The sequence below is a fragment of the Afipia sp. GW821-FHT14H12 genome (assembly GCF_058803465.1).
Window position 1 is genome coordinate 1,733,068 of the sequence record NZ_JBXAOZ010000001.1, and the last position, 20,185, is coordinate 1,753,252.

Genomic DNA, 20,185 nt, shown 5'->3' on the forward strand with positions numbered 1-20,185 from the left:
TACAAAACGGCCCCGCAATCTTGCGGGGCCGTTTTCTTTTCGGGCGGGTCAGCGTTTAAGGCGATACCCGGTTTTGAAGATCCACCAGATCACGCTCATGCTGAGAAGCAGGAAGACCAGGATCATTCCGACACTGAGATAGACGCTGACATCGGCGACCTCGGTGAAGCTCCAGCGAAAGCCGCTGATGAGATAGACTACCGGGTTGAACAGGGTGATGAAGCGCCAGACCGGCGGGAGCATGCCGATCGAGTAGAAGCTGCCGCCGAGGAATGTCAGCGGTGTCACCACCAGCAGCGGGATCGCCTGCAATTTCTCGAAGCCGTCCGCCCAGATGCCGATGATGAAGCCGAACAGGCTGAATGTCAGCGCGGTGAGCACGAGGAAAGCCAGCATCCACACCGGATGCGCGATCTTGATCGGCACGAACAGCGCTGCGGTCGCCAGAATGATGAGGCCGAGCGCGATGGATTTGGTCGCCGCCGCCCCGACATATCCAAGCACCGCCTCGAACGCCGACACCGGCGCCGATAGAAGCTCGTACACCGTGCCGGTGAATTTCGGGAAATAGATGCCGAACGAAGCATTGGCGATGCTCTGCGTCAGCACCGACAGCATGATGAGGCCCGGCACGATGAACGCGCCGTAGCTGACGCCGTGGATTTCCGGAATCCGCGAGCCGATCGCCGAGCCAAACACGACGAAATACAGCGACGTCGAGATCACCGGCGAGACGACGCTTTGCAGCAGCGTGCGGAAGGTGCGCGCCATCTCGAATTTGTAGATCGCGCGGACAGCATAGAGGTTCATGCGCTGTGCACCAGATTGACGAAAATCTCCTCAAGCGAAGATTGCGTCGTGTTGAGATCATTGAAGTTGAGGCCGGCGGCGCGCAAATCGTTCAGCAACGTTGTGATGCCGGTGCGCTCGCCCTTGGTGTCGTAGGTATAGGTCAGTTCCTTGCCGTCGTCCGACAGTTCAAGCTTGTACTCGCCAAGCGAGGCGGGCAGGGCGGCGACCGGTTCGTTGAAATGCAGCGTCAGTTGCTTGCGGCCGAGCTTTTGCATCAGCGTGGCCTTGTCCTCGACCAGCACGATCTCGCCCTTGTTGATGACGCCGACGCGGTCGGCCATCTCCTCGGCTTCCTCGATGTAATGCGTGGTGAGGATGATGGTGACGCCGGAATCGCGTAATTCGCGCACCACCTGCCACATCGATTTGCGCAGTTCGACATCGACGCCCGCGGTCGGCTCGTCGAGAAACAGAATCTGCGGCTCGTGCGCGAGCGCTTTGGCGATCATCACGCGGCGCTTCATGCCGCCGGAGAGCGTGATGATCTGGCTCTTGCGCTTGTCCCACAGCGACAAGTCTTTCAGGATTTTCTCGATCAGCGCGGAATTCTTCGGCTTGCCGAACAGGCCGCGGCTGAAGGCGGCGGTCGCTGTCGGAGTTTCCCAGGCGTCGGTATGCAATTCCTGCGGCACGAGGCCGATCATTTCGCGCGCGGCGCGGTAGTCGGTGACGTTATCGTGGCCGCCGATGGTGACGGTACCTTCGCTCGCCATCGCAAGACCGCAGATCGTGCTGATGAGCGTGGTCTTGCCCGCGCCGTTCGGTCCGAGCAGCGCGAAAATCTCGCCCTGGCGAATCTCCAGGTTGATGTTCTTCAGCGCGGTGAAGCCTGACGCATAGGTCTTGGTCAGGTTGGAGACGGTAATGATGGCTGGCATGCAGATGCGGGGGCTCGCGGAATGCGGGTCGCGGAGAGATAGAGGCTCGGATTGACCGAAACAAGGGGCGGGCGATGGGTTTTGGAACGCCTCAGGCCCGTGTCACGAAGCTGTCGATTACCTTCTTCTCGCCGGCCTTGTCGAAGGCGATGGTGAGCTTGTTGCCGTCCACGCGGGCGACGCGGCCGTAGCCGAATTTCTCATGAAAGACGCGCTCGCCGGTACCGAATTCGGATTCGCTGCCGGTCGATTTCGCAACCAGCTCGCCCTCGATGGTGAGCTGCTTGCGCCCGCGCCCGCCCGTATTGTATCGCGCGCCGGTTTCGTTGAAACCGCCGCCACGTCCGCGGTTCGATTGGGCGCGCTGCCAGCCTGGCGTCGCATAGCCTGAGCCAAACGATTCCACGCTGTCGAAGCGCGAGGAGCCGAAGCCGCCGGCGCCGCCCCATCCGGAACCACCCTTGGATTCGGCGATCTCGACGTGATCCGCCGGCAGTTCGTCGAGGAAGCGCGAGGGGATGGTGGTCGTCCACGAGCCATGGATGCGGCGGTTGGTGGCGAAATAGATCTTCGCCCGCCTGCGCGCGCGGGTGATGCCGACATGGGCGAGGCGGCGTTCTTCTTCCAACCCCGCGCGGCCCTGTTCGTCGAGCGCACGCTGGTGGGGAAACAGGCCTTCCTCCCAGCCCGGCAGGAACACGTTGTCAAATTCGAGGCCCTTGGCGGAATGCAGCGTCATGACAGACACAGCATCCTCGTCGGCGCCGCCTTCGCGGTCCATCACCAGTGAGATGTGTTCAAGGAAGCCGTGCAGGTTCTCGAATTCTTCCATCGAGCGCACGAGCTCTTTCAGGTTTTCGAGCCGGCCCGCGGCGTCCGCCGAGCGGTCCTTCTGCCACATCTCGGTATAGCCGCTCTCGTCGAGCACGGTTTCGGCAAGCTCTGTATGAGAGATGATGTCGCGTTGCGTGTTCCAGCGGTCGAAGCTCGCGATGAGATCGCGCAGGCTGCCACGTGCTTTCGGTTTCAGTTCGTCTGTCTCGATCACCTGCCGCGCGGCTTCGGTCAGCGGAATGCGGCGCTTGCGGGCGATGTCGTGCAACAGTTGGACGGTGGCGTCGCCAAGCCCACGCTTCGGCGTGTTAACGATGCGCTCAAAAGCCAAATCATCGGCTGGTGAATTGATAACGCGCAGGTACGCGAGCGCGTCGCGGATTTCGGCGCGCTCATAGAAGCGCGGGCCGCCGATCACACGATAGGGCAGGCCGAGCGTGACGAAGCGGTCTTCAAACTCGCGCATCTGGAACGAGGCGCGCACCAGAATGGCGATCTCGTTGAGCTTCTGCCCGGCGCGCTGGAATTGCTCGATCTCTTCGCCGATCGAGCGGGCTTCCTCTTCCGAATCCCATGATCCGGTGACCGTGACTTTCTCGCCGTCGACATCCTCGGTGCGCAGCGTCTTGCCGAGGCGGCCTTCATTATGCGCGATGAGATGCGAGGCGGCGGCGAGGATATGGCCGGTGGAGCGGTAGTTGCGCTCCAGCCTCACGACCTTCGCGCCGGGGAAGTCGTGCTCGAAGCGCAGGATGTTGTCGACCTCCGCGCCGCGCCAGCCATAGATCGACTGATCGTCGTCGCCGACGCAGCAGATGTTTTTGGGTTTGGTCATTCCGGGATGCGCCGCAGGCGCAGACCCGGAATCCAGAAGTTCTTGTCCTGCAGATTCCGGGCTCGCACCTGCGGTGCGCCCCGGAATGACGGGGGACTGCGACGGCGCCTGCGCCAATAGCCGCAGCCAGAGGTACTGCGCGACGTTGGTGTCTTGGTACTCGTCCACCAAAATGTATTTGAAGCGGTGCTGGTACTGCCGCAGCACATCCGGGTGCTCGCGGAAGATGCGGATGTTTTCCAGCAGCAGATCGCCGAAATCGGCGGCATTGAGAATCTTCAGCCGCTCCTGATAGGCGGTGTAGAGCTTGCCGCCCTTGCCGTTGCCGAAAATCGAGGCTTCGCCGGACGGGACCTGCGACGGTGTGAGGCCGCGGTTCTTCCAGCCGTCGATCAAGCCGGCCAGCATCCGCGCAGGCCAGCGCTTGTCGTCAATGCCTTCGGCCTGCAGCAATTGTTTCAACAGGCGAATCTGATCGTCGACATCGAGCACGGTGAAGTTCGACTTCAACTGCGCGAGTTCGGCATGCACGCGCAGGATGCGCCCGGCGATGGCATGGAAGGTGCCGAGCCACGGCATGCCTTCGACCGTCTGGCCGAGCATCTCGCCGAGCCGGTGCTTCATCTCGCGCGCGGCCTTGTTGGTGAATGTCACCGACAGGATTTCGAACGGCCGGGCGCGGCCCTGGCTGAGGATGTGGGCGATGCGCGAGGTGAGCACACGGGTCTTGCCGGTGCCTGCGCCCGCCAGCACCAGCACGGGGCCGTCGAGCGTTTCGACCGCCTCGCGCTGCTCTGGATTGAGCGCGCTCAGATATTGCGGAGCCGCCGCCGCGCGAGCGCGCGCAGCGATGCCGCCAGCGGCGGGCTGGTGGGCGGGAGTATCGGCAAAAGGTCGGCGGACAGGTTCGGTCATGCGAATCGATTAAACCCACGATGGCACCGCGGGAGCGCGAAAGGGAGCCTTCTTTATCAGGGATATGTCCAGATATAGGCGTTCTGCGCGGCCGCGTACAGAAGGCCGCGGGATGCCCTGCCGAAATGGTTTTGTTCCCCAAAAAATCTCATTTTTTAGCTGTTTTCGAGGCGGCAGCCGCCCGGAACTTTCAAATCCCTCCCGGATTGGTTCTGCAAAGGAGCGATGACTCCTGACCGGAGACAGATACAGGAGATTGCCATGTTGAGTTGGGTTGTGACGTTTCTCATCATCGCGCTGGTGGCCGGCCTTCTCGGTTTCGGCGGCATTGCCGGCGCTTCGATCGAAATCGCCAAGATCGTGTTCTTTGTCGCGATCGTGCTGTTTGCGGTTTCGGCCCTGATAGGCTTGATGCGTGGCGGACGACCGACGGTGTAGCGTAAGCATCAAGGCATAATCCGAGAGAGTAGAGTGGTGAACCGGCCGGTCAGCTTGACCGGCCGGTTTTCGTTTGCGACGGTTGCGCACTCTCTTGCAGGACGCATGCCTTGAATACCACGACGGCACCGCGGCTTTGGCCGCAGACCCTGAGCAACGCGTTTGAAGCTCTCGCCACGCGCTTCAAGCGCGACTTCTTCACCTCGCAGGCCCAGCGCGAACAGCACACCCACACCACCACATGGATCGCGCCGCAACTGCCTGACGCGGTGGTGCTCGCGCGCAGCGTGGCCGATATTCAGGATCTGGTGCGGATTTGCGCGCGCTATCATGTGCCGATCATTCCATTCGGTGCGGGCACCTCGCTGGAAGGGCAGGTGAACGCGCCATTGGGCGGCATCTGCCTCGACCTGCGCGAGATGAACCGCGTGCTGGCGGTGCACGCCGAAGACCTCGACTGCGTGATCGAGCCCGGTATCACCCGCAAGACGCTCAACGAGAATCTGCGCGATCAGGGACTGTTCTTCCCGATCGATCCCGGCGCGGATGCGACCCTTGGCGGCATGGCCTCGACGCGTGCCTCCGGCACCAATGCGGTGCGTTACGGCACCATGCGCGACAACGTGCTGGCGCTGAAGGTGGTACGCGGCGACGGCGAGATCATCACCACTGGCACGCGGGCGAAGAAATCCTCGGCCGGATACGACCTCACTCACTTATTTATCGGCGCGGAAGGTACGCTGGGCATTATTTGCGAAATGACCATGCGGTTGCGCGGCATCCCACAGAGCATCGCCGCCGCCTCCTGTTCGTTCGGCAGCGTCAAGGGCGCGTGCGACGCCACCATCCTCGCGATCCAGACCGGCATTCCGCTGGCGCGGATCGAACTCCTCAACGCCGCACAGGTCGCCGCCTGCAACGCCTACTCGAAACTGAATTTGCCGCTGACTCCGCTGTTGCTGCTGGAATTTCACGGCAGCGAGGCGGAGGTGGCCGAACAGTCGGCCGCGTTCGCCGAGATCGCGAAGGATTGCGGCGGCAGCGCGTTTGAATGGACGACGCGCGCGGAGGACCGCACCAAACTGTGGCAGGCGCGTCATGACGCCTATTGGGCCGCGGCGGCGATCCGTCCCGGCTCGCGGCCGATGTCCACCGATGTCTGCGTGCCGATCTCGCGTTTGGCCGATTGCGTGAGCGAAACCGAACAGGACATCGAGCGATTCAAGCTGATCGCGCCAATCGTCGGCCATGTCGGCGACGGTAATTTCCATTGCCTGATGCTGTGCGACGTCAACGATCCGGACGAAGTGCAGCGTGGGCATGAATTCGTGCATCAGTTGGCCGAGCGGGCACACCGCATGGGCGGCACCTGCACTGGCGAACACGGCATCGGGCAGGGCAAGCAGGCATACCTTGTTCCCGAACTGGGGCCTGAGGCCATCGAAGCAATGCGTGCGGTGAAGGCCGCGCTCGATCCGCAGAACATCTTCAATCCCGGCAAGATCATTCCCCCGGCGTGAGCCTTTTTGCGGCGTTGTGAGTCCGCCATAATTTTCTTTATGATGGTGGCGGTTGAGGCGCGGCGGGATTGACCGCGCCGCTTTTCCGCGGGGTCCACGTTGCAGACGACGCTGCTCGGATTGGCGATCGCCGCCATCATGGCGCTGATTGCGGCGCTGGCGGCGCCGCTGTTCGTCAACTGGAATAAGTACAAGCCGCAATTCGAGGCGGAAGCCACCCGCGTGGTCGGCGCGCCGGTGCGCGTCGAGGGCGCGCTGGATGCGCGGCTGCTGCCTGCGCCGATCCTGCGGCTGCACAAGCTCTCGGTCGGCGCGCCGAAGGACCCGACGAAACTGCGCGCCGACAAGCTCGATGTCGAGTTCAGCCTCGGTTCGTTGCTGCGCGGCGAATGGCGGGCGACGCAACTGTCGCTGGATGGCCTCGCGCTCGATATCGGTCTTGATAGGCAGGGGCGCATCATCGCGCCATCGAAGGGCGAGTTCAATTTCGGCGCACTCGCGATCGACAAGTTCGATCTGTCCGGCCGTGTCGCATTGCATGACGAGGCGAGCGGCTCCGATGTCGATCTCGAAGGCCTCGATTTCAGCGGCGACGTCCGCTCGCTTGGCGGCAATCTGCGCGGGGAAGGACATGTCCTGCTGCACGGTGTGCTGCAGCCGTTCCGGCTTGCGTTGTCGAAGGCCGGCGAAGGTGAGGCGACGCGCCTGCGGCTCGATCTTGATTCCGCGCAGGCTGGCGCAATGTCATCGTCGCTGGATGGTGCGCTGACCTTCGATAAGCGTATTCCGCATTTCGATGGTGCGATGACGCTCGCGGCAGCCGGGGAGACGCCATGGCGGATCAGCGCTCACACCGCGCTCGATCCGTCCGGTGCGGCATTCACGCAAGGCGAGATTCTCTACGGCGCGGAGGCGACCGGGGTGAAGCTGTCGGGACATGGCGCGCTGTCGTTCCGCCCGGCGAAGCTGGAAATGAAGCTCTCGGCCACCCAACTCGATCTCGACCGCGCGTTCGGCGAGACCAAGGCCGCGCAGGGCAGGACGCCTGCGGATTCCCTGGCGAGCGCACTGACAGCGCTGCCGGCCTTGCCATGGCCGTCGCGGATCGAAGCGGTCGCGGATCGCCTCACGCTCGCCGGGCAGACGCTCAGTGCGTTGTCGGCCGATCTTGAAGGGACGAAGGATGCGTGGGTCATCACCAGGCTCGCCTTCAGCGGTCCCGGCGATGCGCATCTTGCGTTCAACGGTCGTGTCGAGCGCGGCAAGGGAGGCGAGGAGTTTTCCGGCCCGCTCGATGTCAAAACCAGCGATGCGCAGGGTTTCGCCGACTGGGCGTTCGGGAAGTCCGATGTAGTGCGTGGCGCGCGGATACCGCTTCATCTTGCGGCGACCATGGCGCTCGGCAAGGAGCGTCTTGGGCTCGACGCGATGCAACTCGATCTTGGCGACAACCGGTTTTATGGACGTGTTGCACGGACGGGGAAGAAGATCGACGCCACGCTGCGATCGCCGCAGGTGGATTTCGATGGTCTCGCAGATGTGACGCGCCGGATCATCGCGTGGCGGGAGAAGGGCGGCTTCGAGACGCATGTCGATCTCGATCTCGCCAAGGCAAGAATTCTCGGCCACGAGATTGCGCCGCTACAGGCAAGCCTGTCGTCGGTCACGGATCAGCCGAAGAAGCGGATATTTGATCTCAATGTTCGCCATGCGGCGCTTGCGCCGTGGCTGAAGCCGCAGCAGGTGGTCAGTGATCTGTCCGCTCGTCTTGCTGTGAGCGACGATGCAGTCTCGCTGGAGAATCTCTCCGGCAAGCTTGGCGCGACGCCGGTGAAGGGCAACCTGTCCCTGTCGCGTCAGGGGGAGCAAACTCTCACCGGCAATATCGAGATGGATGTGCTCGATGTGCAAGGGCTGATGGCCCTGATGCTCGGTGCCGACGACCGCGCGATGACAGACCCGCTTGCGCAAGGCCTGATCGGCTGGCGAGGGGCGATGGCGGTGAAAGCCGACAAAGCGATTCTGCCCGGCGGCATGGAAGCTGCGACGATCAGTGGTACGGCGCAGGGAGATGGGGCGTCGATCTCTTTTGACAATGTGAAAGGAACGATCGGCGGCGGCGCGGCGACGCTTTCTGCTGTGATCAAGCGCAGCCCGTCGGAGAGCGCCATCGATGCCAGCCTGAAGCTGGAGCAGGCTGATGCTTCCGCGCTGAAATATCGCGGGCTGCAATTGCCGCCCGGCAAGGCGTCGGTGCGGATGACGCTGGCGACGCGAGGGCGCAGCGCGGCGGCCTTGCGCAATGCGCTTTCGGGCAACGGTGTGTTGACGTTGACCGGTGCGCAGCTTCCCGCGCTCGATGCCGCTGCGTTCGACGCTGCGGAAAAGGCATCGGACGATCCGGCCGCGAAGAACAAGATGGAATCGGTCGTCGCAACCGCACTCGACCGCGCGCCGCTTGCGGTCGCCTCTGTCGATTTGCCGTTCGCCATCAAGGACGCGCGCGTGCATGCCGATCCGACGGTTTTCCAGTCCGATGCGGCGCGTGCCACGATCTCGGGCAGCTACGATATTCCGGAAGACCAGGGCGATCTGCGAATCGGGCTGAAGGCGATGTCCGGCGCGATGAAGGATGCACCGGACATCCAGATTTTCCTGCGTGGCAGCGCGGACCGCTTCGAGCGCGATGTCGATGTCGCGGCGCTGTCATCCTGGCTGTCGCTGCGCGCCATCGAGCGGGAGACGCAGCGCCTCGATGCATTGGAGAAGCTGGGCGCATTGCCGCCACCGAGGCCTGCACCGGTGGCCAATCCTCCGGCCAATTCCCTTGCGCAACCCGAGCAGGCGCTGCCGCCCGCCGAGGTGAAGATTCCGGGCGTCGATCCGCGTAAGCGCCAGGCGATGCCACATGTGCCCCGCGCGCATCCGTCATCGCCGGGCGCGCAACTTTCTCCGCTGCCGCCGCCAATCGATATCAAGCCCGTGCCGGGTGCTCCGCGGCCGCGCCGCTCTTCCACACCGGCCACGACGTTCTAGAATTGTTTGGGCTGAAAACGCTTCAATGCGCAGTTGTGAGTTTCGGCGAAGCCTGCCGTTCGCCGATGAACATCGTGCTGATCGCGCGCTCGCGGAAGTAATCGAGCACGAACAGGCGGATCGCCGATGACAGATTGCTGGTCCGGCGATGCTGGTCGATGGCGGCGATCTGCATCGATAGCGACAGGCCCCGGCGCGCGGCGATGTCCTTCAGGCTCGACCAGAACGCATCCTCGAGGCTGACGCTGGTCTTGTGTCCATCGACGACCACCGACCGCTTGATGACGGCGAATTCCTTCACGGGGTCGGTTACCGGGGCTCTCACGTCACGCTGGCTGATCATCGCCGTCACTCCTTCTGAGACGCGTGCGCGAGCATTCGCCGGGCAAAGCCATGCGGTTCTTCTCGCGGACTGCGAGGCGGATATTGTCAGGATGGTTCGACCCGCGCGCGAACAGCATGGCGCCCGGGACGATCGTCTTACCCCGGCGATCGATCTGAATCGCCGAGACAGTTACATCGTACCCGATACCGGGGGGCGCCGATATTCGGTGAAAGCCTTAAGGGATGAGTCAGAATATTGCGGAGGCGGTCCGTAAATTCCCGCAGCCGCTTACTCGGCGGCCTGAGTATCCATCACGGGCTCACGCTTGGAATCATGTGCGCCGTTCGGTTCCAAAGGTCCCTGTGTCATCGAACGGTAATGATCGAGCACGAACAGCCGGATCGCCGAAGAGAGATTGCCCTGTTTGCGTTGGCCATCGATCTCGCCGACCAGCTCGGACAATGTCATGCCGCGCGCCGATGAGATTTCCTTCATGCCGTTCCAGAAGGCTTCTTCCAGGCTGACACTGGTCTTGTGGCCGGCAACAACGATGGAGCGTTTAACGACAGGGGACTTCATGAAGACTTTCCGTCATCGCGTAGGTGTTGGTTGAGAAATGCCTCGGTGCGCTGTTCGAGTGCACGTTGGTTGTTCTTTTCGGCTTTTGTGAGCCCATGCTTTGCGCGTTGACTGCTTGCTTCCACATTGGCGCGCTGGCGTTCCTGCCGCTTCTTGAACCTCTTTAAATTGATCAGATCGCCCACAGGAATCTCGTGATTGCAGAAAACGAACCTGCCACTCGCGGATTAAACAGCATCAATATCAAAATCGCCCAGACCACAAGTCCCACTGGCGAAGAGCTGCTCTGTCTTCGCTCCTAGCAAACACATCATAGGAGCGGTAGCCGCATAACGCTACGTCTTTAGACGAAAGAGTGATGAAACGCGCAGCAAAAGGTATTGCGTATACCACGTACCACGCGCGTGTTTCACTTCCCGGAATTTGTCATCTGCTCGGGCCGCACAATGGAATCAAATTCCTCTGCAGTGACGAATCCAAGTTTAAGCGCTTCTTCTTTCAGCGTCGTGCCGTTTGCGTGAGCGCTCTTGGCGATTTTCGCGGCACTGTCATATCCGATCTTCGGGGCGAGGGCGGTGACGAGCATCAGCGAGCGCTGCATCAGGTCGCCGATCCGTTTCTCGTCGGCGCGGATTCCGATCACACAATTTTTATTGAATGAGCGTGACGCATCCGCCATCAGGCGGATCGATGTCAGCATGCCGTAGGCCATCACAGGCTTGTAGACGTTGAGTTCGAAATGCCCCTGGCTGCCTGCGGTGGTGAGCGTGGTGTGATTACCGAAGATCTGGCAGCACACCATCGTCATGGCCTCGCACTGCGTCGGATTGACCTTGCCGGGCATGATCGAGGAACCGGGCTCGTTCTCCGGCAGAATCAACTCGCCGAGGCCCGAACGCGGGCCTGATCCGAGCAGGCGGATGTCGTTGGCGATCTTGAACAGGCCGGTCGCGGTCGCGTTGATGGCGCCGTGGACGTAGACATAGGCGTCGTTGGAGGCGAGCGCCTCGAACTTGTTGGGCGCGGTGACGAATGGAAGCCCGGTGATCGATGCGACATGCCTGGCGAACGAAGCTGCGAATTCCGGCTTTGCATTCAGCCCGGTGCCGACGGCGGTACCACCCTGCGCCAGTGGAGAGAGACTCTTCGCACTCTCCTTGATGCGCGCGATGCCACTTTCCACCTGAGCGGCATAGCCTGAGAATTCCTGACCGAGCGTGAGCGGCGTCGCGTCCTGGGTGTGGGTGCGGCCGATCTTCACGATCGAGGCGAATTCCTTCTGCTTGGCGCGCAGCCCGCCGAGCAATTCCTCCAGCGCCGGGATCAGATCGTGGGCGATCTCCTGGGCCGCGGCGATATGCATCGCGGTCGGGAAGGAGTCGTTGGACGACTGACTCATGTTGACGTGATCGTTCGGATGAACCGGCTTCTTGGTGCCGCGCTCACCGCCGAGCATTTCGTTGGCACGGTTCGAGATGACCTCGTTCAGGTTCATGTTGGTTTGCGTGCCGGAGCCGGTCTGCCACACCACCAGCGGGAAATGATCGTTGAGCTTGCCGTCGATGATCTCCTGCGCGGCGGCGATGATGGCGTCGGCGAGCTTCTTGTCGATGAGCTTGAGTTCGAGGTTGGTCTGCGCGGCGGCGAGCTTGACGATGGCGAGCGCGCGGATCAGCGGCAGCGGCATGTGCTCGGCGCCGATCTTGAAATTGTTGCGCGAGCGCTCGGTCTGCGCGCCCCAGTATCGGTCGGCGGCAACCTCGATCGGCCCGAAGGTGTCCGTTTCGGTGCGGGTGGTTTTGCTGTGTGCCATGTTCGCCTCGTGCCAGTCGCGACGGGCGCATGCTGTCATCTCAGACCCGTCTTTCGGGCGCGAGTATGCCGAAAGCGGCAGGGCGAAGCCATGCCGCATGGGCAGACGAGACTCTCGATTAGAGGCGTTTTATTTCTTGCGGAAGCGATCCAGCCGCACCACCTGCGCGCCTTCGCGCGGGTGGTCGCCGCCGCCGCCGTCGTCATCCGGATTGTCGGGCGAGTCTGGCGAAGCGGGAGGATCGGCCTTTTCGACCTCGGCCGTCACAGGCTCGGCGTCGCCGATTGCGGCTTCCGCCGTCTCGAACTGCAACCCGAACTGCACGGAGGGATCGAAGAAGCGGGTGATGGCGCTGAACGGCACGACCAGCCGCTCGGGAATGCCGCCGAACGAAAGGCCAACCTCGAAATGATCCTCGGTCACGACCAGATCCCAGAACTGGTGCTGGAGGATCACCGTCATCTCCTGCGGATACTGCGACAGCAGCCGCGGCGATAGCTTCACGCCTTCGGCGGTGGAGAGAAAGGTGATGTAGAAGTGATGGTCTCCCGGCAATCCGCTTTCGGCGGCGTCGCTCAGCACACGCCGCAGGACTCCGCGCAGTGCGTCGCGGGTCAGAACATCATAGCGGATCAGATCGGTGGCCATCGGTCGGTCCTGTCAAAACATCGAAGGGTCGCGTGCCGGTAGGAGAGGAGCCGACTCGCACTTTTGTTCCATGCGGATGGTGGTTAGCAAGTCCGTCCGCGATGGGAGGCGGCGTTGGCCACTCTTTTCGTGAACAAACCCTTTCACGCCAGATTAACTGCTCCGGCAGCCTGCGTCAGCAGCCTTGTTGCATCGCAAGGACAGGAAGATGCCTCAATTGACACCCCGGCCCGCGGATCGCAGCACGCATACAAATGAATCAAATCGGAGAGATGAAGTGGAGGCTTCTGTTGCAAGTAAAAGAAGCCGTTATTTTATAGGGTTTCTTGCCGCACTGGTAACGCTGCGGTAACGGCTATCTAGCGTCAGCCGCAGTCTGCTGCCAGTCCGGATGATGGTGTCCGTACGTCTTTTGAAACACCGTTATCGACATGCCGAGCGACTCCGCAGCCTCATACGGATCTACACGCTGGCGCAACAGATGCGTTGCGCGCGAGTGACGCAGCACATGTGGATGCACATCGAGAAGCTTGGATGCTGCGCGCGCCTTATTCCATCCCTTTGCTACCCTCTCCACGGCCTTGCCGCGGTACTCCACGACGTATTTGGAATCTGGGGATATACGACGCCAGCGTCTCAGATGACCTATCAGGCGCCTTCCTATGCGGACTGGCGGGGCGCGCTTCTTGGTCTGCGTCGTTCCGGGGCGCTGGCGGTATAGAAGACCTGCCTTGAGGTCGATTTGGTCCCACTGGAGTTTCATAATCACGGTGGCCCTGCTGCCGGTGTACCAGCCAAGCAGAAAGAACCGCGCAATGTGCTCGCTGTCGGCCTGGCGTCGGATATGGCGCAGGAATTTGGCGGCCTCTTGGATAGTGAGCCAACGCTGGCGCGGAAGTGGCTTTTCAGGCCGCTTTATCGTGGGGACTCGAATTGGATGATAGCTCTGGCTCCAGTGGCGCAAGGCCGTCTCAAGGAATCCAAGCTCTCGCCGAACGGTGGTCTTGCCGCCGCGGTGTTTGGTGTATTTTTTTACATTATCGGCGGTTATGTCAGAGGCGCGTTTTTCGCCCCACCATTTGCCAAGGCGGACAAGGTCATTGCTTATGGAATGCTCAGAAGGCAAACCCTCAACACGGTCCTTCTGGTAGGCCAGTATGACGTCACAAATTTTAGGGTTTGGATCGCCATCGGGCCTATGATTTGTTGCTATGTACTCCGCAAGTGCTTTTTGCGCTGCGCTATCCTCGCCAAGAGGATATCCTGTGCGGATACGTTTACTTCCGTCGACGATCGTCCACGAGTTTCTTTGTTTATCTTGCCAGAGGCGCGGGCCTGAACTTCTACGCGGCATAACTCTCTCATTTCCTTAATCGCCGCCAATGTTACAAAATGCTTCCCCGCGATCAACTCCAGTTTTAGCCGGCCTTTCGCGTGCTCCTGACGCAATCCAGACACAGTCATACCGCCGGCTGGAAAGGCGTATTCCAGCGCGTGCGCCAGTCGGAGCGGAGCGTCGTCTGGCGGCTCATTATCATTCGCCGCCCCCCTCATGCTCCGGTGCCCTTGGGGTTGCGGCGTCGGTTAATCCCCTCTTCTGTCGCGGTCTTGCTGACATAAGCCTGAGACACACCAAGCCGCGCTGAAATTTCAGCGATAGGCCGCCCATCCAGATACATGGAGATTGTTGCCTGCCGTATGCCGGGATCAAAGCCGCGATCACGCTTATTCAGTTCCGCCATCCTGGCATAACGGAGGACAGTGCTTTTCGTGCAACCGAACTTTGCTTCAATATCTCGCACAGGGACGCCTCGCTTATAGGCATTGGTGACTGCAACATACCGCACTGGGCGATTTATGCGTTCCTGCGTGAAGCTAATGATCCGTCGAGCGGACTTAAAAATGGCAAGCAACGATCTTGGCGCTTTTGAGGTCCGAATAAATTTGGCGGCAGCCGCGAGTGTAAATGATCCGCTCACTTCCCATCCTCCTTGTTGGTGGAGGGCGGTGAGGGGAGGGGCATGAAGTGGGTAGGCTCATAGCAATACCATGTATCGTATTGCTCGTCCTGTTCACCGCGCCATTTCCCGTCTATCCATGCAGCCACGCTCGGCCCGATATGTTCTAGCCGCTCCTTCCAGTCATCGGCAGTGGTGTAGAATTTTCCTCCGGCAACAAGAATTTCACGGCGATCCTTCGGCGCTTCACTAATCGGCCTCCACATCGCAGCGAGCGCGGCTTCAAGGGCGGCGCGGGCTAAATCAGCGGCGAGTAGGCCGTTCATTTGCTGCAAGGCATACTTTGGGTATGTCTCGGCTTTAGTGTAAATCGCTTCCGCCGCCACCCTCACTACATCGTCACTGATCTGCATTGGAGGCTCCGGGGTGTTTGGCGTCATCAATGCGATCTATCGCAGCTAAACAGTCTTGCAGAAGTTCTGAAATTCTTTTGGGTGTTAGGTTGACATTTGCGCTCATTCCCCGGCCAAGATATTTGTACCAAGAGATTTCTACGTCACGCCATTTGAAATTGTGTGGCTGTTCTTCATCGCCCCAGGAATAGGCTGCAACCTCGAACGTGTCGCACTTGAATTCCTTTCCAGTATTCCCGAATGGGCTTTCATATTCGCGCTGATGTATATTCCACATCACCGTATTAAGGCGCTCTCGGATAAAACAGAGAGCGGCATCGGCTAAATCCGAAACCTCGTATTGCTTAAACGGCTGACCGTACATGGCTTGGCCTAATTCAGGTGTGAATGTGGCCTTACTCATCCTTCCCTCCGTTTCCTGCAATGAAGGCGCGGGCAAGTGTTCGCGCTGCCGCCAGTGTGACCGTATTCATCCTGTCGCTCGGCACGGTTTTCATGCGCTCGATCTGCTCGATCACTCTCATCGCCTCTGCAAGGCGGGATTCGGCGGTGAGGGCGCGTTGATGCCACCTGTCAAACCGCTGACCGAAATACTCCATGCCATCTTGATTGCGCAGAGCCGCCTCCGCCTCTCTCAGTGCTTGCGAAAGGGATTCGAGACGGTCGGCGGCTTCTGCCCTCGCGAAGTCGTCCACAACATCGATGTTGCGCAATCTCGCAACCAGCCCCGCCACGTCCTGGTGCGCGTCGGTCATGGCTTAGACCCTTTCAGCCGCCTATACATGCGGTGCGCGGTGTACATCGGGTCTGGTGCTTTGCCGCCGATGTCATGCGTTGCCGGCTGCCAGCCTAAGTGGCTATCAGTAAGGCACTCGTCACCAAGGCTAATGATTTCGCCTTCTTCGAGCAATCGGTATCGATTATCCCAAGCCATTCTTCCCCTCGCTATCTTCATCTGCTTGATGGGCGGAGAGCATGGCGCGGTATACCTCTCGCATTGCTGCGAGCCCAACACGCGAGCCAACTGCCGTTTCGGTAAATTCGGATTGGTCAAGAGCCCCATGACCAACCCACTTCATTCTCTCAGTAGGCTCCTTCGGCACTAGAACCATGCCTTCCGCAGCAAGGGCGGCGAGGAAGGCTTTAGCGATTACCTCGGTTGGGCAGTCGATACACGAAACGGCATCACCGCCGTTCTCGGCCTTCCATTGAAGCTGTGCTTGGTCAATCGCTCGCACTCCGATCTCGATTGCTCGTGATGATAGGGTCATGGCTCAGTCCGGAATTTTCGATGTGTTGAGTTCTTGCCAAGCGCGCATTCGGTGAGCCAACGCCCTAGCTTGCCGAACCTTCTCGGTGGGAGCGCCTTTTGCGCTCATGACGTTAGAGGCCCATCGCTCTACAAGGTCTGGTGCAAATCGATCCTGAGCGCGTAGGATGAAAACAGGTTCATCCATGAGGGCTTTTCCGAGACAGCCGCGACCCTCGTTTGCTTCCTTAATGACTTCGGCTTTCGTGCTCATCCCTTCACCTCCGCATGGGTATCTGGCGGGCCGGGCTTGATACCGACTGCGAGTTTTGCCAGTGACCCGTCGTTAGACGGTGCAGAGCCAGCTTCCCCTCGCGGTATCCCGCGTCACGGTCTGTCATGGCTTTTCTCCGATCTTTGCGAGTGCCGCGTCGTATCGCTTCAAGCATTTTGCGGATGCGGACTTGCAAATGGTGATGATGCGTTCGCCATCGCGGAAGCTGTCAGCGCCGATTGTGCCGCCTTCCAAGATCGCGATGATCGAATAGAACACGTTGAGGTCGGTGTGCGCTCGACATGCATCCTTCGCGGCGGTTTGCTGCTTGGTGCCCATCATTCACCCTTCTGTGCGGGCGCTGTCGGCGCGAGTATGCGGTTAAGACGGTGCGCGAGGTAAAGATTGACGCGAGCGCGTCTGATGCAATCGGCATACGTCATGTGGCCGATTTCGAGGCACCAACGACGATCGACACCGACGCTGCCGATGCTGGTTGGCCGGTCATAACGGATGGCGGTCGCATACTCGCGCCACATACGGGCCTGAAAGAGCCGGGCATCGAGCGTCATTCCTTTGGCGGGCATATTGACGATCAGGCCGCGCGTAACCGGCGGCGGCATACGAAAAAGGGCTTCGGTGATAGCTACGGCATCGCATGGCTCTGGAAGTTCGTCGCCCCACACTTCTAGGCTCATGGTTGCCTCCCGGTGCAGAAGCCTTCCACAAACTCGCGAGCGCAAAGCATTTTGGTACGCCGTTCTTGGTCGGTAGAATATGACCAGCCACGAAGCTCTCGCCCGTCCAGCGTCACCGTGATTTCATCGCGGTCATTGTCGGTGACACGCGGTTGCGCGTCCCGCGCCACGGCCTCGCGGTCAACTTTGGGTGCGGCGACGCGAGCAGGAAAATCATCAGGCCCGAATTCCAGCACGTCAGGTTCTTCGCCACTGCCGTTCAACAGCCAGTCATACAATGCGACGTGATAAGCGGCCTTGTACTCCTCGCTGAATACATGCGGTGTTACCTCGCGGTCGCCGACCTTGATCGACACAAAATAATCGGTGCGGCCATCAGCAAGCGACATCGGCTGGATCGAGACAACCGGCTCCCCCGCCTTGGCTTCCGATGCTCGGTCAAATCCGACATCAATATTAATGTTTTGGACTCGCTTGAGCCATGGTTCGCCTTCGTATTCCTTGAAGGCACCAGCATTTTGCATGATGCGAACGCCACGGATCACCTCTCGCAAGCACCAGATTTCCTCCAACGCCTCTCTCATCGCCACATCCGGCGCAGACGGGGTGCGGGAGCGGAGGGCAATTTCCATCTTTTCGAATGAAGCGAGCTTGCTTCGATACCAATCAGGTCCTCGACCGCGTTTAATGTCGTGAATCCATCCACGAAGTTCTGCCGCCAGTGCCTGTACCTGTTGGTCATTCATGGGAGGGCCTCGCTGGCTGCGATGATGAATTGCGCCGCGACTTGCGGGACGATGGCATTGCCGTATCCGCGGATTTTGTCCAGGCGGCAGGGTATCCGTTCAACCAGCGAGGATGCTCCGGGCTCAACACGGCGCCAGCCATCCTCGCATTCAATGGCTTCTGAGTGTTGCCATGGCTGTCTGCTGCTCCCCAACGGTTCGCCCGCGGCGATGCCCATCCCTTCAAAATCAGAACGGTTTTTGTTGTGAATCGATTGTTGCCGGCTTGGTGTCCGTTCGTTTTCGTCGGCGTCGTCGGGGTAGGCCACCCAATATAGCCTTTGCCGGACGTGCGGCGCTGAGACGCCCGCAGCGCACAGATCGGCGGCCCCGACGAGATAATCCATTGCTTCCAGATCAGAACGTACTCCGGCGAGCCATTGACGTCCGTCCTTGCTCGCAACCTGCTCTCCAAACGCGATTGCAGGCCGGCGCTTCTCGATAAGGCATTTGAAATCTGGCCAGAGGTGTCGCGCGTCAGCTTCGCCCTTTCGATAGCCGATCGATGAGAACGGCTGACAGGGACAACTTCCTGTCCAAACAGGTCTGTCGTCAGGCCATCCTGCGAGCCTGAGCGCGTATGACCATCCGCCGATTCCAGCGAAGAAATGGCATTGCGTGTATCCGGTGAGATCGTCGGGCTTAACGTCAACGATGGATCGCTCGTCAACGTCGCCTGGCGCGATGTGTCCGGCAGCAATGAGGTTTCGCAACCACTGCGCAGCGAAGGGTTCGTTTTCATTGTAATAGGCGCGTCCATTCACTCCGCGCCTCCGCCATTGGTTGCAAGACGGGATTTGAGGATGGCGGCAAGCGCGGCCAAAATGACGCCCGAACCAGTCGCGGCGTAATCAGTGCCAAATGTGCTGGTGACGCACGCCCATGGCACACTGTCCTCGTTGCAATCGCCCAGCGCGAACGTGTGTCCGTCTTGTTTAAGCGTCATTACGTCGTCGAGCGAGGCGGTGAAGTCGGGCACGTCACGATGAATGTCAGTTCCGTGCAGACTGTCGCAGATCGGTGACCCGTCCGAATGCGTACCAATAAAGTCCTCCGGCGCAATCCACCCGCCGTGTTTACTTCGTGCAAAGCGCGGCTCAACTCTGTGCCAGCCGAAGTGCCTTGCAACAGCGCGGTTCAAATCCCGATCCGGCCCGCTCGCCTTCTCGACGCGCTCAATGAGTGATTGAAGGTCACACATTCTCGCCCCCTTCCGCCTTGGTCAGAGCGGCGCGGATTTCTCTCAGAATATTCCAGCACTCATTTCCAGGATGCTGATCGTTGCAAAGTTCTTGGACCGCGATCTCGGCTCGTTTCAGCGCCTCATACATTTCTGGGGCGGCGGAAAGAATGGGCGCGTCAGCTTCCCATTGTTCGCGGGTTTGGTATTTCGGGCAGATAGCTACCGCATAAGCGTGGCCGGGGCGCAATTCAGAGTAAACCGATCCACTCGCCAACCCATCTTCCTGCCGCCAATGCCATTTCCACGGCCCCTTCGTCCACGCCTGCTTGTGAGAGGTCATGAGGAGGCTCCGGTGTTGGCGAGGGCGGCGCGGCTGTGAACTAGCGCCGAAATCTCGGAGAAAATTCCAGCTTCTACCCCACGCCGGTTATTGGCGAACGTTTCGTTCAGAATGCGGATGTCGTCATCGAGAACCGCTCGAGCAGCATCGATAGGCGATTTTCCTGCAAGGAAATGCGGGAGCATGCGTTGAGCGAAAGTCAGTTCATCTCCCGTAAGCTCTGCCGTCCGCCCGTCTGCTGCTGTCCCGGAGGTCATCGCTGATCTCTGGTGAGGCGATAATCCCAGAGATAAAAGCTGCCCCTGTAATAATAACCGACTGCCTCGTGAATGCCGTCCGTACCTTCGTGCCGCTGTCCAAAAAGCCGCGCTTTCCAAAGCTGCCAGCGAGACGCCTTGAGCGTGTTGCAAGCCGACTTGAAAAACATTGGTCCCCAGAGGTCTTTGCGATCTTCGCGCATGGTTTTAATTCCATCCATCATCACACCCGATCAATCTGGAGGGGACGGGAGGCGGTGTGTTGCTCAACTGGCAACCTGCGTTCGGCCGGCAAATGCCGGTTGGCCTGCCAGTGCGCGAGCAGAAGGTCGGCTTGCTGTTGTCTGGTTAGAGT

The 20,185-nt window shown here is 60.3% G+C and carries 25 protein-coding genes; 3 read left to right on the forward strand and 22 right to left on the reverse strand.

Annotated elements, in window-relative coordinates; genetic code table 11:
- Positions 1-48 precede the first annotated feature (48 nt).
- From AC1RNA_RS08570 to AC1RNA_RS08580, 3 genes are all read right to left on the reverse strand, one after another.
- Complete coding sequence (locus tag AC1RNA_RS08570; protein WP_009337101.1) at positions 49-810, reverse strand: ABC transporter permease; 762 nt, start codon at positions 808-810, stop codon at positions 49-51.
- A complete protein-coding gene (locus AC1RNA_RS08575) occupies positions 807-1,730 on the reverse strand; it encodes an ABC transporter ATP-binding protein (RefSeq protein ID WP_009337100.1) in 924 nt (307 codons plus the stop codon). Before AC1RNA_RS08575 ends, AC1RNA_RS08570 begins: the two co-directional genes overlap by 4 nt.
- A 91-nt stretch (positions 1,731-1,821) precedes the next feature.
- A complete protein-coding gene (locus tag AC1RNA_RS08580; protein ID WP_492950804.1) occupies positions 1,822-4,314 on the reverse strand; it encodes an ATP-dependent helicase in 2,493 nt (830 codons plus the stop codon).
- 261 nt (positions 4,315-4,575) lie between these two features.
- Here AC1RNA_RS08580 and AC1RNA_RS08585 point away from each other — a divergent pair, with 261 nt between their 5' ends.
- From AC1RNA_RS08585 to AC1RNA_RS08595, 3 genes are all read left to right on the forward strand, one after another.
- Positions 4,576-4,752 (forward strand): DUF1328 domain-containing protein, encoded by a 177-nt coding sequence (locus AC1RNA_RS08585; RefSeq protein WP_009337098.1) that lies wholly within the window; start codon positions 4,576-4,578, stop codon positions 4,750-4,752.
- A gap of 110 nt (positions 4,753-4,862) precedes the next feature.
- Positions 4,863-6,272 (forward strand): FAD-binding oxidoreductase, encoded by a 1,410-nt coding sequence (locus tag AC1RNA_RS08590; RefSeq protein ID WP_492950805.1) that lies wholly within the window; start codon positions 4,863-4,865, stop codon positions 6,270-6,272.
- Positions 6,273-6,371: 99 nt separating this feature from the next.
- A complete protein-coding gene (locus AC1RNA_RS08595) occupies positions 6,372-9,308 on the forward strand; it encodes an AsmA family protein (protein WP_492950806.1) in 2,937 nt (978 codons plus the stop codon).
- 22 nt (positions 9,309-9,330) lie between these two features.
- Here AC1RNA_RS08595 and AC1RNA_RS08600 read toward each other — a convergent pair whose 3' ends face one another.
- The 19 genes from AC1RNA_RS08600 to AC1RNA_RS08690 form a co-directional block, all read right to left on the reverse strand.
- Complete coding sequence (locus AC1RNA_RS08600) at positions 9,331-9,651, reverse strand: ribbon-helix-helix domain-containing protein (protein WP_009337095.1); 321 nt, start codon at positions 9,649-9,651, stop codon at positions 9,331-9,333.
- A 270-nt stretch (positions 9,652-9,921) separates the two neighbouring features.
- On the reverse strand, positions 9,922-10,212 hold the full coding sequence (locus tag AC1RNA_RS08605) for a ribbon-helix-helix domain-containing protein (protein ID WP_009337094.1): 291 nt from the start codon (positions 10,210-10,212) through the stop codon (positions 9,922-9,924).
- Positions 10,209-10,397: a DUF4169 family protein gene (locus AC1RNA_RS08610; RefSeq protein ID WP_040297686.1), complete on the reverse strand. Its 189-nt coding sequence runs from the start codon at positions 10,395-10,397 to the stop codon at positions 10,209-10,211. Before AC1RNA_RS08610 ends, AC1RNA_RS08605 begins: the two co-directional genes overlap by 4 nt.
- Positions 10,398-10,621: 224 nt before the next feature.
- Positions 10,622-12,025 carry a class II fumarate hydratase gene (fumC, locus tag AC1RNA_RS08615; RefSeq protein ID WP_492950807.1) on the reverse strand — a complete coding sequence of 468 codons (1,404 nt, stop codon included), beginning with the start codon at positions 12,023-12,025 and terminating at the stop codon, positions 10,622-10,624.
- A gap of 129 nt (positions 12,026-12,154) precedes the next feature.
- Complete coding sequence (locus tag AC1RNA_RS08620; RefSeq protein ID WP_492950808.1) at positions 12,155-12,673, reverse strand: SspB family protein; 519 nt, start codon at positions 12,671-12,673, stop codon at positions 12,155-12,157.
- Positions 12,674-13,028: 355 nt separating this feature from the next.
- Positions 13,029-14,027, reverse strand: a complete 999-nt coding sequence (locus AC1RNA_RS08625) for a site-specific integrase (protein WP_492950809.1) — start codon at positions 14,025-14,027, stop codon at positions 13,029-13,031.
- A gap of 196 nt (positions 14,028-14,223) precedes the next feature.
- Positions 14,224-14,652 carry a hypothetical protein gene (locus AC1RNA_RS08630; protein WP_492950810.1) on the reverse strand — a complete coding sequence of 143 codons (429 nt, stop codon included), beginning with the start codon at positions 14,650-14,652 and terminating at the stop codon, positions 14,224-14,226.
- Positions 14,649-15,044, reverse strand: coding sequence for a DUF551 domain-containing protein (locus tag AC1RNA_RS08635; protein WP_492950811.1), 396 nt, complete (start codon positions 15,042-15,044; stop codon positions 14,649-14,651). Before AC1RNA_RS08635 ends, AC1RNA_RS08630 begins: the two co-directional genes overlap by 4 nt.
- Positions 15,031-15,447, reverse strand: a complete 417-nt coding sequence (locus tag AC1RNA_RS08640; RefSeq protein WP_492950812.1) for a hypothetical protein — start codon at positions 15,445-15,447, stop codon at positions 15,031-15,033. Before AC1RNA_RS08640 ends, AC1RNA_RS08635 begins: the two co-directional genes overlap by 14 nt.
- Positions 15,440-15,799 carry a hypothetical protein gene (locus tag AC1RNA_RS08645; RefSeq protein ID WP_492950813.1) on the reverse strand — a complete coding sequence of 120 codons (360 nt, stop codon included), beginning with the start codon at positions 15,797-15,799 and terminating at the stop codon, positions 15,440-15,442. The genes AC1RNA_RS08640 and AC1RNA_RS08645 overlap by 8 nt, the downstream gene beginning before the upstream one ends.
- A gap of 165 nt (positions 15,800-15,964) precedes the next feature.
- Positions 15,965-16,315 carry a hypothetical protein gene (locus AC1RNA_RS08650; RefSeq protein ID WP_492950814.1) on the reverse strand — a complete coding sequence of 117 codons (351 nt, stop codon included), beginning with the start codon at positions 16,313-16,315 and terminating at the stop codon, positions 15,965-15,967.
- A gap of 375 nt (positions 16,316-16,690) precedes the next feature.
- On the reverse strand, positions 16,691-16,909 hold the full coding sequence (locus tag AC1RNA_RS08655; protein WP_492950815.1) for a hypothetical protein: 219 nt from the start codon (positions 16,907-16,909) through the stop codon (positions 16,691-16,693).
- Positions 16,906-17,265: a hypothetical protein gene (locus tag AC1RNA_RS08660; protein WP_492950816.1), complete on the reverse strand. Its 360-nt coding sequence runs from the start codon at positions 17,263-17,265 to the stop codon at positions 16,906-16,908. Before AC1RNA_RS08660 ends, AC1RNA_RS08655 begins: the two co-directional genes overlap by 4 nt.
- Positions 17,262-18,011: a hypothetical protein gene (locus AC1RNA_RS08665; RefSeq protein WP_492950817.1), complete on the reverse strand. Its 750-nt coding sequence runs from the start codon at positions 18,009-18,011 to the stop codon at positions 17,262-17,264. Before AC1RNA_RS08665 ends, AC1RNA_RS08660 begins: the two co-directional genes overlap by 4 nt.
- Entirely contained in the window at positions 18,008-18,814 is an 807-nt protein-coding gene (locus AC1RNA_RS08670) for a DNA cytosine methyltransferase (protein ID WP_492950818.1), read from the reverse strand. The genes AC1RNA_RS08665 and AC1RNA_RS08670 overlap by 4 nt, the downstream gene beginning before the upstream one ends.
- Entirely contained in the window at positions 18,811-19,251 is a 441-nt protein-coding gene (locus AC1RNA_RS08675) for a hypothetical protein (RefSeq protein ID WP_492950819.1), read from the reverse strand. Before AC1RNA_RS08675 ends, AC1RNA_RS08670 begins: the two co-directional genes overlap by 4 nt.
- Complete coding sequence (locus AC1RNA_RS08680) at positions 19,244-19,573, reverse strand: XkdD/Y8K6 family phage-associated protein (RefSeq protein WP_492950820.1); 330 nt, start codon at positions 19,571-19,573, stop codon at positions 19,244-19,246. The genes AC1RNA_RS08675 and AC1RNA_RS08680 overlap by 8 nt, the downstream gene beginning before the upstream one ends.
- Positions 19,570-19,830: a hypothetical protein gene (locus AC1RNA_RS08685; RefSeq protein WP_492950821.1), complete on the reverse strand. Its 261-nt coding sequence runs from the start codon at positions 19,828-19,830 to the stop codon at positions 19,570-19,572. The genes AC1RNA_RS08680 and AC1RNA_RS08685 overlap by 4 nt, the downstream gene beginning before the upstream one ends.
- Positions 19,827-20,051: a hypothetical protein gene (locus AC1RNA_RS08690; RefSeq protein WP_492950822.1), complete on the reverse strand. Its 225-nt coding sequence runs from the start codon at positions 20,049-20,051 to the stop codon at positions 19,827-19,829. Before AC1RNA_RS08690 ends, AC1RNA_RS08685 begins: the two co-directional genes overlap by 4 nt.
- Positions 20,052-20,185 lie beyond the last annotated feature (134 nt).

Bases quoted from the DNA above. Each gene is read 5' to 3' on its own strand.
- AC1RNA_RS08600 (WP_009337095.1), bottom strand. From the start codon at position 9,651: ATGATCAGCCAGCGTGACGTGAGAGCCCCGGTAACCGACCCCGTGAAG.
- AC1RNA_RS08680 (WP_492950820.1), bottom strand. From the start codon at position 19,573: ATGACCTCTCACAAGCAGGCGTGGACGAAGGGGCCGTGGAAATGGCAT.
- AC1RNA_RS08675 (WP_492950819.1), bottom strand. From the start codon at position 19,251: ATGTGTGACCTTCAATCACTCATTGAGCGCGTCGAGAAGGCGAGCGGG.
- AC1RNA_RS08585 (WP_009337098.1), top strand. From the start codon at position 4,576: ATGTTGAGTTGGGTTGTGACGTTTCTCATCATCGCGCTGGTGGCCGGC.
- AC1RNA_RS08620 (WP_492950808.1), bottom strand. From the start codon at position 12,673: ATGGCCACCGATCTGATCCGCTATGATGTTCTGACCCGCGACGCACTG.
- AC1RNA_RS08635 (WP_492950811.1), bottom strand. From the start codon at position 15,044: ATGCAGATCAGTGACGATGTAGTGAGGGTGGCGGCGGAAGCGATTTAC.
- AC1RNA_RS08690 (WP_492950822.1), bottom strand. From the start codon at position 20,051: ATGGATGGAATTAAAACCATGCGCGAAGATCGCAAAGACCTCTGGGGA.
- AC1RNA_RS08660 (WP_492950816.1), bottom strand. From the start codon at position 17,265: ATGAGCCTAGAAGTGTGGGGCGACGAACTTCCAGAGCCATGCGATGCC.
- AC1RNA_RS08650 (WP_492950814.1), bottom strand. From the start codon at position 16,315: ATGACCCTATCATCACGAGCAATCGAGATCGGAGTGCGAGCGATTGAC.
- AC1RNA_RS08580 (WP_492950804.1), bottom strand. From the start codon at position 4,314: ATGACCGAACCTGTCCGCCGACCTTTTGCCGATACTCCCGCCCACCAG.
- AC1RNA_RS08570 (WP_009337101.1), bottom strand. From the start codon at position 810: ATGAACCTCTATGCTGTCCGCGCGATCTACAAATTCGAGATGGCGCGC.
- AC1RNA_RS08605 (WP_009337094.1), bottom strand. From the start codon at position 10,212: ATGAAGTCCCCTGTCGTTAAACGCTCCATCGTTGTTGCCGGCCACAAG.
- AC1RNA_RS08645 (WP_492950813.1), bottom strand. From the start codon at position 15,799: ATGACCGACGCGCACCAGGACGTGGCGGGGCTGGTTGCGAGATTGCGC.
- AC1RNA_RS08625 (WP_492950809.1), bottom strand. From the start codon at position 14,027: ATGCCGCGTAGAAGTTCAGGCCCGCGCCTCTGGCAAGATAAACAAAGA.
- AC1RNA_RS08655 (WP_492950815.1), bottom strand. From the start codon at position 16,909: ATGATGGGCACCAAGCAGCAAACCGCCGCGAAGGATGCATGTCGAGCG.
- fumC (WP_492950807.1), bottom strand. From the start codon at position 12,025: ATGGCACACAGCAAAACCACCCGCACCGAAACGGACACCTTCGGGCCG.
- AC1RNA_RS08575 (WP_009337100.1), bottom strand. From the start codon at position 1,730: ATGCCAGCCATCATTACCGTCTCCAACCTGACCAAGACCTATGCGTCA.
- AC1RNA_RS08640 (WP_492950812.1), bottom strand. From the start codon at position 15,447: ATGAGTAAGGCCACATTCACACCTGAATTAGGCCAAGCCATGTACGGT.
- AC1RNA_RS08685 (WP_492950821.1), bottom strand. From the start codon at position 19,830: ATGACCTCCGGGACAGCAGCAGACGGGCGGACGGCAGAGCTTACGGGA.
- AC1RNA_RS08665 (WP_492950817.1), bottom strand. From the start codon at position 18,011: ATGAATGACCAACAGGTACAGGCACTGGCGGCAGAACTTCGTGGATGG.